The sequence below is a fragment of the Parabacteroides sp. FAFU027 genome (assembly GCF_022808675.1).
In the GTDB taxonomy this organism is placed as follows: Bacteria; Bacteroidota; Bacteroidia; order Bacteroidales; family UBA7332; genus CAXXIC01.
On record NZ_JAKZKV010000025.1, the window covers coordinates 1 to 12,726 of the forward strand.

A 12,726-nucleotide genomic window follows, 5' to 3' on the forward strand; every position below is an offset into this window, starting at 1 on the left:
CTGATAAAACTCATCTTCGAGACCTCTTCGACAAAACTAAATTTCAAAATGACAAAGAGCGTTTTAGGCTTAATGAGCCAAATTTATTTGATTTTTAATTCGTCCCAATTTTTATGGGACACTAGTGGCCTCTCGAATCTAATTCAATTCAGCGGTTAAAAACCGCTGCACCCGATAGATTCTTCCGGGAAGGATATTTCAATTCATTTTTTTAATCCTGCAAGCGGCTTAGAGCCGCTTGACGCTTAATAACACATATAGTCCATAACTCTGAAAATAACTTCGTTCTATTTTTTACAGACGAACGAAACATCGCACTGTCATCCCGTGCCTGACACGGGATGACAATGCGAAGTTATGCTCACTCATTAGCAAAGTGGTCCGAAGATTTTTTTCCATTATAACTGATTTTTGACACACCACCTAACAGGTTTTAAATCCCTTTTAGGTTTGCCGAACAGAAAAAAGCCGCAGAGACTTTCAAAAAAATCTCTGCGGCCCTCTGTGTAAAAACTCAGTTGTCCTCTGTGATAGAAAATTCAGCTATCAAAGATTCATCTCCAGGAAGCGCATAAAGCGTTCATACAGGTGCTGGCGTGTATTGCCGCCGGTCAGGAAATGATTGCGGTTGGTGTAGATTTGCATCTCGAATTGTTTGCCGGCCTGCACCAAAGCCTCGGCATACTCGGCTGTATTCTGGAAGTGAACATTATCATCGGCAATGCCCTGCACGAGCAACAAGTTACCCTGCAACTGTGACGCGTAGTGAATCGGTGATGAAAGCTCGTAACCTTCGGCATTTTCGCCCGGTGTCTGCATATAACGCTCGGTGTAAGCGGTGTCATAGAATTTCCAATCGGTGTTTGGCGCGATGGAGATGCCCGCTTTGAAGATACCGTTACCGAGCGACAAAGCCATCAGCGTGTTGTATCCGCCATAGCTCCAGCCCCAGATGGCGAGGCGGTTTTTATCGACATACGACTGGGTGGAAAGATATTTCGCCGCTTCTATCTGGTCTTCCGCTTCCATCAGGCCGAGATGCTTGTAAGTCTGGTTGCGGAAAGCCGTTCCCCTGCCCCCTGTACCGCGACCATCCACACACACCACGAGATAACCGCTTTGCGCCAGGTGCTGCGTCCAGTCATAGGTCCATGTATCTTTCACGTTTTGCGAACCGGGTCCGCTGTATTGCACCATCACCACGGGATAACGTTTTTGCGCATCGAAGCTGGCCGGTTTAATCATCCAGCCATTGAGCGAAACCTCTTTGCCGGTCTTGAAAGTAAAGAACTCTTTCGGCAACAGGTTGGTTGCATTGAGCTTCGCTTTCAGCGCGGTATTGTTTTCTATCGTAACCAACATCTTGCCCGAAGCATCGTTAATCGTAGTAACGGTCGGGGTCTGTGTATTGGAATAGGCATTTACAAAATAACGAAAGTCACTGCTAAAGGTTGCCGTATTGCTTCCCTCACCGGCTGTGAGACGAGTTTTGCGACCTTTGGCATCCATCGCATAAACGGCAGTGCGCAACGGGCTTCCCTCATTGGATTGGTAATAGTAAGTACCGTTGGCGCTGTTGTAACCGAGGAAATCAGTGACTTCCCACGCACCTTTCGTGATTTGTTTGCGAAACACTCCGGTCGGCGAATAGTCATACAGGTGACGGTAGCCATCCTTTTCGCTCGCATAGACGATGCGGTCGGCGAGGAAAGCCGTTTTGTCAAAGTTCTCAATATCCACATATTTATCATTCTCTTCCCGTATCAGGATTTTGGTCAGTCCCGATCCGGGATTGGCCGCGTAAATAGTCAGCTTGTTTTGCTGGCGATTCAGGGTAAACACCGCCAATTGTCCGTCGTAAGGCATAAAACGGATGCGGGGGATGTATTCAATCTCCTCGTCTTTCAGCACCATCGTTTTGATAACCTTGCTCATCAGATTAAAAGTCTGCACTGAAACTTTGGGATTGGGTTGTCCCGCCTTCGGATATTTCACCGATTCAAAGCCCGGGTAAGTGGCATACTCGTCATGCGACGGAGCCATACCCTTATATATAGGAAAAGTGTATTCCGGCACCTGCGTTTTATCAAAACGAAGGAAAGCGAGGGTGCTATTATCCGGAGAAAAGGCAAAAGTGCGGTTAAACTCGAACTCTTCCTCATACAACCAGTCGGGAATTCCGTAAAGAATCTTTCCGGCTTCCCCGTCTTTGGTGATTTGTGATTCGGTGCCATAATCCAGTTTTTCCAGAAAGAGATTATTATCACGCACGAATGCCACCAAACGGCCATTGGGCGAGAACATCGCCATCTGCTGCTTGCCGCCTTTTGACAACGGCGACACCAGATTGCGTTTCACTTCATACACATAGTAGTTGGCCTTGTACGAACGGCGATAAATCTGCTCCTTGTCACAACATACCAGCACCTTGGATTCATCCTGCGAAATCTCATAATCGACAAACTTCTTAAAGTTGCACTCACGGGCGGTTCTCACCGAAAAGAGGGTATCCACAACCTTCCCGGTCTTGTAGGCATAGCGCAGAATGGCGGTGCTGTCACTGTTCATTTGGGTAAAATGCTCCCCATCGGCCATCGAACGGATCGGATTTACCTTTTTACAATCAAAAGCTCCGTTTACAATCGCTTTGAGTCGCTCCGGAGTGTGTTTTTGCGCAAATCCGGTAATGGATAAGCAGGCAAATGCTACCGCAATCAGTTTTTTCATTGAATTGAGTATTATGTAATCAAAAAAAGAAATATCATGTAATCTTGCCTCAAAAGGCTGAATTATCTGGTTCTTGGTGGACATATCGTGCAATCTTCATCTGTCCGACCCCCCAACCCCCAAAATGGGGGCTATGACGCAGTTCTGTGCATGAATATTAGCACATTTAATCTGCTTTTCCATCTGATACTCGTGGTGTTTGCACCAGCTCCTCCCCATTTAGGGGAGGTTGGGAGGGGTCAATCGAGAATTTATACCCCTGTTTTCATAGGACGCACGCTATAGGTAACTATCAATATTCCTATATCAAGTTGCAAAAATAGCAATTAATACCCTGACCTTGGGCCTCCGGATTTGGCTTTGCACTATTTAACCCTGCACTCTGCTAAAAAACAGCTACTTTTGCAGCGTCATTTCCGTACATTTTACATATCAAATCAAAAACACAAACAGCTTGAAATGACAAACTTAGTTATGCTTAAACAGAAACGTTATAAAGAATTCACCGACTTCCTCCAACTCTATTTTCCTTACAAAGTACAAAAGATTTCCGTGAATGCAGGCTTCACCTGCCCCAACCGTGACGGGGTAAAAGGCCGTGGAGGATGCACCTATTGCAACAATCATACCTTCAGCCCCGAATACACTCACAAACCGGAAAGTGTCACCCAACAGCTGGAAGGTGGTGTGGAGTTTTTCTCAAAGAAATATCCGGAGATGCACTATCTCGCCTATTTCCAGTCTTATACCAATACATATAGCGACGTGGACAACTTGCGTGCGTTGTATGAAGAGGCTTTGAGTGTAAATAAGGTGGTAGGTTTGGTGATTAGCACCCGTCCCGACTGCGTGAGCGATGCCATCCTGGACTTGTTGGAAGAGTTGTCGAAGAAGACATTCATCCTGCTTGAATTTGGCCTCGAAAGTACAAAAGACGAGACTTTGGAATACATCAACCGTTGCCATACTTATGCTGAGTCGGTTGATGCGATTAAACGGGCTGCTGCACGCGGCCTAAATGTCGGTGCGCATCTTATTCTGGGACTTCCTGGCGAAAGCCGTGAAGATATACTGAACCACGCGACCGAAATATCCAAACTCCCGCTTCGCACGGTCAAGATGCACCAACTGCAACTGAACCGCCATACCAAAATGGTGAAGCAATACGAGGAACAACCGGAGCAGTTTCATTTCTTTACCATCGACGAGTACATCGACCTCTGCATCGACTTCACCGAACGGATTAATCCCGAGTTCTTCATGGAGCGTTTCGTATCGCAATCCCCGAAGGAACTATTGATAAAACCGGATTGGGGAACCAAAAATGCGGTATTCATCCATAAACTGAATAAACGGATGGAAGAGCGGGAGGCCTGGCAAGGAAGACTGTATTAAGAAGAGCCCCACCCTAACCCTCCCCGATAGGGAGGGGAAAAGATACAACAATCCATCACTCTCTTTATACAGATGGTAACTGATGAATTCTCAAAACGGGATTCTCTAATTCAATCGCATCCCAAAGTCCACTATAGTGGGATTTTGGGGGCTTATCTTCAACTTCATGACAGAAAAAACAAAAGGCCACGCAGCCATGCTGACGGCCAGCGTAATATTCGCCCTGAACGTACCCATCACCAAAAGCCTTATACCAGAATGGGTAGCGCCTCCGGCCATGACCACGATGCGGATCGTATTTGCAACGATGATGTTTTGGCTGGTCTCCTTTTTCCAGAAAAAAGAGAAAGTCGATTTGAAAGACTTTCCCGTTATATTCTTCGGAAGTTTCTTCGGAATGGCTTTTAACCAGATGATGTTTATCATTGGTCTCTCCAAGACTTCCCCGATTGACTCTTCCATTATTGCAACACTTTCACCGGTGATGGTGATGCTGATTTCGGCGGCCGTACTCAAAGAGCCGATAACTGCGAAGAAGGCGTTGGGGGTTATCATCGGCGCATTGGGAGCCATCCTCATTATCGTGATGCAGACGCATGAAGGCGTCCGGGCAAGTTCATGGGTGGGAAATCTCTTTTGTTTGATTGCGGCAGGTTCTTACGCGATATACCTGGTGATCACCAAGCCGGTAACGATGAAATACACTCCGGTCACCTTGCTGAAATGGATGTTCTTGTTTTCCACCTTTATGATTATCCCGTTTACCTATCACGATGTGGTCAGTGCAAAGGTGTTTGCGGTTTTCAATGAATCGGCCATCATCCGGGTGGTCTATGTTCTGTTCTTCGCAACCTTCGTTTCCTACTTCCTGATTCCGGTCGCATTGAAGCGCATACGACCTACAACGGTAGGTTCTTACAACTACCTGCAACCGCTTGTGGCCTCATTTGCCGCCATTGCAGTCGGACAAGATGTACTGACCTGGGAAAAACCCACGGCTGCACTCTTGATTTTCAGCGGAGTATATCTGGTTACGATGAGTAAATCCCGGGCAGATGTAGAGCGGGAAAAAGCCATGCTTGGCGAGCACAAAAGTTAATCACGATATTACAAAGCTATTTCATGTGTTATATAGCATTAAAATCGTGATTTTTCTTGGCTATTTATGCTGTACAACAGAAAAAAAGCCCTTACATTTGCAATGTGTTTTTCATGGTATTAGATTTAAGGTTAATAAAGGGTTGAGGTTGTCGTGATGACAACCTTTTCTTTTTTGTAGAAATCAGGTTATGACAATCATATAAAAAGAAGCTCTAAAACGGCTTGAGGTATTCTATTAAGGATGAAACATTCTTAATGTCTAAGCCACGAAACGTAGTTCGACGCAGTCAATCCACGAATAAGAAAGTATCTTTTTCTTTTCCAATTTTGGAAAAGTATTTGTGTCTTTCGATTTGTATTTACATTTGAAATTCAACACATTTAGTGCTTCTGACTTTTATTCGTGCATTCGTGGCTATATTATTTGAAAAGAATACCTTCTACCAAAAAATTCCACGAAGCTTAGGGGAATATTCCCCTAAGTAATGATATAAACCATTCGTTATAGAGCTTAAAAAGAACGCGGTTCCAGTATTTTCAACTGAAACCGCGTTCTTTTTTATTCTAATCCGGATTAATCCCTTACTCCTACTTTTTTATGCTCTCCGTCGCAAAACGGTTTGTTATTTGATGCCCCGCAACGGCAAAGCCATGCTTCATCTTTCACATCATACGTCAATCCGTTTGTCCCGACAATCCTGAAATTGCCCTTCACGTAAACCGGACCGTTCTTGATGACTTTTACTTCTGTATTTTCCATATCCGATTCTTATTATGTTTCAGAACAAAATCCGGCTTTCCGGTGATATCCGTCACAAAAAGGCATATTATTCGATTCGCCGCAACGACACAGCGAAGTAAAAGCCATTTTACGGCTTTCGGTTCCATTTGCATAGGTAAGAGTGATTGGTCCCTGAATCACCAGCGGCCCATCTTTCATCACTTTAATCGTTACCTCTTTTTCTTTATCTTGTTCCTGAGAATTCATTTCTAAATTATATAGGTGCTAAAATGCAAAAACCGTAACTGATAAAAATCAATTACGGTTTATTTGTTTCCAGTGATCCCGGCGGGATTCGAACCCACGACCCACAGCTTAGAAGGCTGTTGCTCTATCCAGCTGAGCTACGAGACCATCCTTGGTTTTGCGGGTGCAAAGATAGAAGTTTATTTCCTTATTTCCTAATACCGGATAAATAAAAATGCCTTCTATCGTGCTAAACCGCATTTAAACCGTTATTCTTTTTCCCGAAGAGCAGCAGCTTTCCGGATTTTACTATGTTTTCTTCCGTAAGTAAAGTAAATCGTGAAGCCAATAAGCATCCATGCTATCAGACGAATCCAGGTATCTTTGGGCAATGATGCCATTTGCAATAAACAGACCAAAGCACCTAATATCGGAACAACAGGTACCAATGGCGTCTTGAAAGAACGGGGAACATCGGGCTCTGTTTTGCGCAAAATAATAATCCCGATACAAACAATCACAAATGCCAGCAAGGTACCGATTGAAACCAATTCGCCCAGCAGGCCAATAGGGAACAAACCGGCAAAAAGAGCAGCAAATGTGCCGGTAACAATTGTTGTAATATGAGGTGTTTTGAATTTCGGATGTGTTTTGGCAAAACTTTTCCATAAGAGACCATCGTGAGCCATGGAATAAAAGACGCGCGACTGTCCAAGCAAAAGGACCAACACAACGGAGCTTAATCCAGCTATTGCTCCAATTTTCACCAATGGACGAAGCCACATCAAAGCAGGTCCTGCCGTATCAATAGCCAATGCGATTGGAGCCGGAACATTCAGATCATGATAATCCACAATACCTGTTAGCACTAAGCTAACGCAAATATAGAGAACGGTACAAATCCCCAACGAGGCCAGGATTCCGATAGGCATATCGCGTTTGGGGTTTTTCGCTTCCTGAGAAGTAGTCGAAACAGCATCAAAACCAATATAGGCAAAGAAAATAACTCCTGCTCCTGTCAAAATCCCAGACCATCCATAATGTCCCCAGGTACCGGTATTTGCAGGAATAAACGGAGTCCAGTGTGCGACATTGATATGAGAGATTCCAAATCCAATGAAGAGCAGAATAACAGCCACTTTAATCAAAACAATCACATTATTGAATCTCGCCGATTCCTTGATGCCAACAACGAGTAGTGTTGACATTAATCCGACAATAAATACAGCCGGGAAATTGATTAATGCTCCTGTATGATGCCATCCCTGTGCATCGAATGTAAAGGGACTCTGGCTGATAATTTCCGGCAGTGGCAAACCTACGTCTTTCAAAAAACTTACCACATAGCCGCTCCAGCCCACAGCAACGGTAGCTGAGCCGAACAGATATTCCAGAATCAGGTCCCATCCGATAATCCATGCGATAAATTCACCCATCGTAGCATATCCGTAAGTGTATGCACTTCCTGCAATAGGAATCATGGAGGCAAACTCAGCGTAACACAAACCGGCCAATGCACAGCCAATGGCTGACAAAATAAAGGAAATGACCAACGATGGTCCGGCATGGAGTGCAGCAGCAGTTCCGGTTATTACAAAAATACCGGCACCGATTACCCCTCCTACTCCCAACAGCGTGAGATGCCAGGCATCCAGGTTCTTTTTCAATCCATGATGATTATTTTCTACCTCTTCAAAAATGGACGACAAACTCTTTCGTACAAATAGTTTCTTCATTAGTATTCTTATTATCCTGATTTCTTAGAATTTAGTATTTCCTTCAAAAATAGAGCTTTTTGCTTAAACGAAGTGATTGTTCTGAAGAAAAAGTTTAGTATCTCGCCATTCAATGATAAATTGCTACTTTTGTTACCGCCAAAGCTATCTATTATTGAATTATCTTGCACACATATTCCTATCCGGAGACAACCGACAACGACAAGTCGGTAACTTTATCGGCGACTTTGTTAAAGGGAGACAGCTGGAAAGGTTTCCTGATGAGATCCGTTATGGCATAAGGCTTCACCGACAGATTGACAGCTATACCGATAATCATCCGGTAGTGCGTGATACGGTAGTAATGCTTCGTCCTGAATTCGGGCGATATTCCGGGATTTTGCTGGATATGTATTTCGACCATTTCCTGGCACTTCATTTCGGGAAATATTCCGATAACCGTTCGCTATCTCTGTTTTCAGCTAACTTCTACTACGCGATGATTCGCAACTATACACATTTGCCCGAACGTGTAAAGGGATTTATCTGGCATTTTATCTCTACCAATAGGCTTTGCCGCTATTCAACAGTCAGTGGATTACGTAATTCGCTGGAAATTATGGCGAATTATAAAACGTCCGCCATTCAACCGGAAAAGACAATTGACTTTTTACAACGCCATTTTCCTGAATTGGAAGAACGGTTCCATGACTTCTTTCCTGATCTGATGCAATATGTTGAAAAGTCAGAACAGGAAAGTTGGTAAATGCTCACATCTTCATAAAAGAAAAGCGCCGGACAATGACTTGCCGACGCTGTGATTGGTTAATAAAAAGCGAAAGGTTAGAATCTGTATTTGTAGGATAAATCGAATGACAAAAAACTCTCCGGATTCGCCACCTGAATCTCTTTGTCCAGCCTTATCCCGCCATCCAGTGAAGAGCGTTTATTAAACCTGTAACTGGTACCCAAACAATATCGCAGGTTGTTGATATATGCACCACCTTGTGCATTAAGATAAACAAATGGTTCAAAAGAAAAATAAGGCTTCAATGGCGACGCAAAGAGTTTGTACTCCAACTGCAATCGATTCCGGAATGAGAGTTTCGGATTCACTTTATAAGAACCTAATGATTCATCCCGCCAGGTAGAAAGCATTCTTGTTCTAAATGATATCCCTAACTGGTTATATTCAGTCTCTGCCGACAAATCAGCTCCTAACCGGTATTGGCTGTCAAACAATGTAGATTTGTTCTCCTTGCGTATAAACGTTCCAAAAAGGCCCGCTTTACAGACTTTGCGAAAAAAGCTGTATTCAACGCCTATTTGTGTAGCAGAACGATACAAATTGGAGGCCTGGTCATTGAGACGAAATTCCTGGGAAAGCCCTACATTGAATTTCTTTGTAACCTTCTTATTCAGCTCGACTCCAAGAGCAGTTCCCCAATCAAAATCCTGAGCCTGACACACCCATCCGTTAACCAACAGGAAGAGAAGCGAAAGTGAATATTTGAAAGCTTTAGCCAGCTTTTCGTTAGCCATTATATTCACCTAGTTTAGTAATGTTTTCAATCGTGCAGGGCTCTTCTCCATTGAGGTCGTAATGCACCTTCACGAATGCAATATCACGCAGGAAGTCAATATGTCCAATCTCTACACTAAGGACTTTTAGTCCTGTTCTTTTCGCTATATCAGCAATCATTTCCTCCCTTTTATCCACTGTTATCAGGTGAATTTTATCGTATAGAATCAACTTGGAAGGTGTGATTTTCAAAAACTTAGTACTTTCCAGCGCCCAAACAGCCAGAATAAAGAAGAGATTCGTTGCAATCAATTCCATATAACTTACACTTGTCGCCAAACCATTGATAACAGAAACACCAATGATAATAAACAGGTAGGTCATTTCGCGAATAGGAACAGATTCCGTCCGGTATTTTATGACTCCAAAAATGGCAAAAAGCCCCAGGGTAAGTCCTATCTGAATCTTCACATTATCCATCAGATAAATAAGAAGAAACATGGTGATGCTGAACATAAACAGAGTAAAATAATAATCACGTCGTTTCCCTTTACGGAAATAAAGGCAATGAATAAGTATGGCACTTACTAAAAGATTGAATCCGAAACGGATAGTCAACATCCAGAAAGCATTCGAATCGAAAAAAGGATTGCCGAAAAGTTCCATTCCGGTGATATTACTATATCCTTCACCGTATTGTTGAGCAATAGAAGGGTCAAAATCAGGAAATTTTTCTGCTAAAAACATGCGTTGGTTAGTTTGTTGATGAATACTAGTTTTCTTTTAAACTGGTTGTGTTTTGCGTTGGGATTTGTCAGCACAGTGCCAAGACAATATTTACTGATACTTACCGGTCGTATTCTCAATTCGGAAAGAATACTCAGAATAGGAGAATCAGCATCTCCATCAGACTTAATTTCAATGATGACTAGTTTATCAGCCGATTCTTTGATATGAGTTTTACAATTACAAAATCGAATATGAAAGTCGATGGTAAGCCGCTCAGTCATTTCTTTATTTACCAGAGTAATCCGGGAAAAATCATTTTCCAATTGAGGCTTTAACGCAGAGGAATGATACGGAGTCTCTTTAGCCACAAAACGGGAAGTTTTATCATCCGACATCAGCTCATTTCTATGGGCGTTAATCTTAATGCGGACTTTATCGGTTTTCCCTTTCAGGTCTTTCTTTTTCACCTCCAGAAAGGATAAATCCGAGTCCACATACGAACGCATACGAACTTTCTGTCGATTCCGTCTGCTGTTGTGATGCATCGTGTACATCGTCAGTTCATCGGTGTCAAAGTAAATCGTTTCGTATGGAGAAACTCTCTTCCCCTGAACTTCCTGAACATAATATAGGGGAATTGTCGCTTTCAGAATTTTAGGAAGAATAGAAAGATTAGTCATGAATTTCCGGTCAATGCGATTCATCAGACGAATACCTTCCATCTGCCCCAGTGTTATGGGATCATGTAACAGCAGAAGCTGTCTGATTTGATCCTGAGAATTCATTGTATCCATAATATCTTCGTTTTAATATCCTTTTTCTTGCTGATTCATTAAAAATCAGTTGTCGTTGCTATATTCATACACCTTCACGGATTCAAGCTTGCCGTTGGGATAGTAATTATACTGACATTTACGAGAACCATCCGGATTGTATTCGATTTTACGAATACGGTTAACCTTATTCCGGTCATTATAGATCACTTGCTTGCAGCAACGCCCCTGAGCATCATACTCTGAAACTACACGTTCACGCAATCCGTAGGCAGAATATTCACTTTCTTCTATTTTTTTACCAGCTTCATTATAGACAGTCTGGTGATCCAGAAAACGTTTATTATCTTTAGTATTCCACTCTTTTACCGTAAGATTTTTTTTACGCTCGTGTTTCTTTGACACATCATTATCCTGAGCATTCAGATTTACGACAAATACAAATAAAAAAAGACTTGAAAATAACTTTGAGAATAACTTCATGAATTAGGTAATTAAATGATTAAACAGCGACAGAAATAGTAAATGTATTAGGTAACGTATAGATGGTATCGGTATGAGAAACAGTGATTGTCTGTTTTATAGAACTCTGAGCTTCTGTATCAGGATTTTCGGTAATCACAAAGATATCATAAGTACCCGGCTTTAGTTTCTCAAAACCAAACTCCCCGTTTAAACCGGCTTTTACATCATCAAAGGGAATATTCTCACCATGGTAACAGATGTAGACGCGCTGATCAACACCAGCTTGTGCGTAAGCAACCAAATCACCTTTATGATAATAGTTTACATATATCTGGCCTTTCACAATGGATTTACCGTATGCATCCCCTGTGTGAATAAAGATTGTATCAGCGACAACTGTTTTGTGGTTACCTAAATGAACAGATGTAGTAACCGCATTTTTGATCCCGTCAGATAAAGAACTATATGCAAATAACTTATAATCTCCTTCGCGCAAATATTTAAACTGGAAAAAACCATTAGCTCCAGCTTTCTCATCATCGCCATAAAACTCGTCATCGCCGTAGATTATATAGATATCCTCTTTACTTGCCGGGACTGTATCAGTCTGCAAAGAGTAATTATTGTCACTGTGAATGATTTTATACACATAACCTTGAACGGAGGAAGAGCCACCTTCACCTTCCTCATTTCGGCAGGAAGCGAAAGTTAATGACAGAACAAACAGGAGAAAATAAAACTTATACATGTCTAATGGTATTTATCAATTGGTTAACTAGAATCCGAATGAAATAAAATGTTCCCTACGTTTGAAACACTTGATTAACAATCATTATATCGATATTTCATTACTCAAATATCGCATCTGAAAAACAACGTCTAATATAGAAAAGAAAAGAGATACTAAGCATTATATTTTAGGAAATAATCGACGCATGACAAAAATCTGCACCTTTTTGATTGAAATATTACTAATGCTGAATACTTAATCAGGTATTCAAATAAGGGTATCATCATTTTAAAGCCTCTATAAAGGAATTGCAGTGCTACAGATTAATATTCCCTGCGCAGAAAATAAAAACGGATGCGCAGTAAATTATTTTTTCTGCGCATCCGTTTTAAATCATTCCTTCAATTCTATCCCTCAATCCCTAAAATGACAAAACCCTCACCAGAATCATCTGATGAGGGTTTCTTAAAAGGCAGCTACCTACTCTCCCACTTGCGCAGTACCATCGGCGTGATCGGGCTTAACTTCTCTGTTCGGAATGGGAAGAGGTGGAACCCCGATGCTATAACCACCTAAATTTCTTTATTTATCATTATAACATA

The 12,726-nt window shown here is 42.2% G+C and carries 12 protein-coding genes, 1 tRNA gene, 1 rRNA gene and 1 pseudogene; 4 read left to right on the forward strand and 11 right to left on the reverse strand.

What is annotated here, in order from left to right; all coding sequences use genetic code 11:
- Positions 1-98 (forward strand): annotated as a pseudogene (locus tag MLE17_RS18675) (IS4 family transposase); the annotation flags it as partial.
- 448 nt (positions 99-546) lie between these two features.
- Here the strand turns inward: MLE17_RS18675 and MLE17_RS18680 are convergent.
- On the reverse strand, positions 547-2,727 hold the full coding sequence (locus tag MLE17_RS18680; RefSeq protein ID WP_243350290.1) for a S9 family peptidase: 2,181 nt from the start codon (positions 2,725-2,727) through the stop codon (positions 547-549).
- A 474-nt stretch (positions 2,728-3,201) separates the two neighbouring features.
- On the opposite strand from MLE17_RS18680, the gene MLE17_RS18685 reads away from it, so the two are divergent.
- A complete protein-coding gene (locus tag MLE17_RS18685; RefSeq protein WP_243350301.1) occupies positions 3,202-4,122 on the forward strand; it encodes a TIGR01212 family radical SAM protein in 921 nt (306 codons plus the stop codon).
- Between the two features lie 166 nt (positions 4,123-4,288).
- Positions 4,289-5,221, forward strand: coding sequence for a DMT family transporter (locus tag MLE17_RS18690; RefSeq protein WP_243350291.1), 933 nt, complete (start codon positions 4,289-4,291; stop codon positions 5,219-5,221).
- 576 nt (positions 5,222-5,797) lie between these two features.
- Here MLE17_RS18690 and MLE17_RS18695 read toward each other — a convergent pair.
- From MLE17_RS18695 to MLE17_RS18710, 4 genes are all read right to left on the reverse strand, one after another.
- Positions 5,798-5,983, reverse strand: coding sequence for a CDGSH iron-sulfur domain-containing protein (locus tag MLE17_RS18695; protein ID WP_243350292.1), 186 nt, complete (start codon positions 5,981-5,983; stop codon positions 5,798-5,800).
- Between the two features lie 12 nt (positions 5,984-5,995).
- Positions 5,996-6,211, reverse strand: coding sequence for a CDGSH iron-sulfur domain-containing protein (locus MLE17_RS18700; protein ID WP_243350293.1), 216 nt, complete (start codon positions 6,209-6,211; stop codon positions 5,996-5,998).
- Between the two features lie 73 nt (positions 6,212-6,284).
- Positions 6,285-6,358 (reverse strand) — tRNA-Arg (locus tag MLE17_RS18705).
- Positions 6,359-6,459: 101 nt separating this feature from the next.
- Positions 6,460-7,926, reverse strand: coding sequence for an amino acid permease (locus tag MLE17_RS18710; protein WP_243350294.1), 1,467 nt, complete (start codon positions 7,924-7,926; stop codon positions 6,460-6,462).
- A 154-nt stretch (positions 7,927-8,080) separates the two neighbouring features.
- Between MLE17_RS18710 and MLE17_RS18715 the strand changes: the two genes are divergently transcribed.
- Positions 8,081-8,671 carry an ACP phosphodiesterase gene (locus MLE17_RS18715; RefSeq protein WP_243350295.1) on the forward strand — a complete coding sequence of 197 codons (591 nt, stop codon included), beginning with the start codon at positions 8,081-8,083 and terminating at the stop codon, positions 8,669-8,671.
- A 77-nt stretch (positions 8,672-8,748) separates the two neighbouring features.
- Here the strand turns inward: MLE17_RS18715 and MLE17_RS18720 are convergent, their stop codons facing one another.
- The 6 genes from MLE17_RS18720 to rrf form a co-directional block, all read right to left on the reverse strand.
- Positions 8,749-9,447: a DUF2490 domain-containing protein gene (locus tag MLE17_RS18720; RefSeq protein WP_243350296.1), complete on the reverse strand. Its 699-nt coding sequence runs from the start codon at positions 9,445-9,447 to the stop codon at positions 8,749-8,751.
- Positions 9,440-10,174, reverse strand: a complete 735-nt coding sequence (locus tag MLE17_RS18725; protein WP_243350297.1) for a DUF4956 domain-containing protein — start codon at positions 10,172-10,174, stop codon at positions 9,440-9,442. The genes MLE17_RS18720 and MLE17_RS18725 overlap by 8 nt, the downstream gene beginning before the upstream one ends.
- Positions 10,165-10,950, reverse strand: a complete 786-nt coding sequence (locus MLE17_RS18730; protein ID WP_243350298.1) for a polyphosphate polymerase domain-containing protein — start codon at positions 10,948-10,950, stop codon at positions 10,165-10,167. The genes MLE17_RS18725 and MLE17_RS18730 overlap by 10 nt, the downstream gene beginning before the upstream one ends.
- Positions 10,951-10,995: 45 nt before the next feature.
- A complete protein-coding gene (locus tag MLE17_RS18735; RefSeq protein ID WP_243350299.1) occupies positions 10,996-11,412 on the reverse strand; it encodes a hypothetical protein in 417 nt (138 codons plus the stop codon).
- A 19-nt stretch (positions 11,413-11,431) separates the two neighbouring features.
- The gene (locus MLE17_RS18740; protein ID WP_243350300.1) at positions 11,432-12,142 is read right to left on the reverse strand and encodes a hypothetical protein; all 711 of its coding nucleotides are present in this window, start codon (positions 12,140-12,142) and stop codon (positions 11,432-11,434) included.
- A 449-nt stretch (positions 12,143-12,591) separates the two neighbouring features.
- Positions 12,592-12,700: ribosomal RNA gene (gene rrf, locus MLE17_RS18745) — 5S ribosomal RNA — on the reverse strand.
- Positions 12,701-12,726: the final 26 nt, after the last annotated feature.

Excerpts from the sequence above, each read along its gene's own strand:
- MLE17_RS18680 (WP_243350290.1), bottom strand. The coding sequence starts at position 2,727 with ATGAAAAAACTGATTGCGGTAGCATTTGCCTGCTTATCCATTACCGGA.
- MLE17_RS18685 (WP_243350301.1), top strand. The coding sequence starts at position 3,202 with ATGCTTAAACAGAAACGTTATAAAGAATTCACCGACTTCCTCCAACTC.
- MLE17_RS18690 (WP_243350291.1), top strand. The coding sequence starts at position 4,289 with ATGACAGAAAAAACAAAAGGCCACGCAGCCATGCTGACGGCCAGCGTA.
- MLE17_RS18695 (WP_243350292.1), bottom strand. The coding sequence starts at position 5,983 with ATGGAAAATACAGAAGTAAAAGTCATCAAGAACGGTCCGGTTTACGTG.
- MLE17_RS18700 (WP_243350293.1), bottom strand. The coding sequence starts at position 6,211 with ATGAATTCTCAGGAACAAGATAAAGAAAAAGAGGTAACGATTAAAGTG.
- MLE17_RS18710 (WP_243350294.1), bottom strand. The coding sequence starts at position 7,926 with ATGAAGAAACTATTTGTACGAAAGAGTTTGTCGTCCATTTTTGAAGAG.
- MLE17_RS18720 (WP_243350296.1), bottom strand. The coding sequence starts at position 9,447 with ATGGCTAACGAAAAGCTGGCTAAAGCTTTCAAATATTCACTTTCGCTT.
- MLE17_RS18725 (WP_243350297.1), bottom strand. The coding sequence starts at position 10,174 with ATGTTTTTAGCAGAAAAATTTCCTGATTTTGACCCTTCTATTGCTCAA.
- MLE17_RS18730 (WP_243350298.1), bottom strand. The coding sequence starts at position 10,950 with ATGGATACAATGAATTCTCAGGATCAAATCAGACAGCTTCTGCTGTTA.
- MLE17_RS18735 (WP_243350299.1), bottom strand. The coding sequence starts at position 11,412 with ATGAAGTTATTCTCAAAGTTATTTTCAAGTCTTTTTTTATTTGTATTT.
- MLE17_RS18740 (WP_243350300.1), bottom strand. The coding sequence starts at position 12,142 with ATGTATAAGTTTTATTTTCTCCTGTTTGTTCTGTCATTAACTTTCGCT.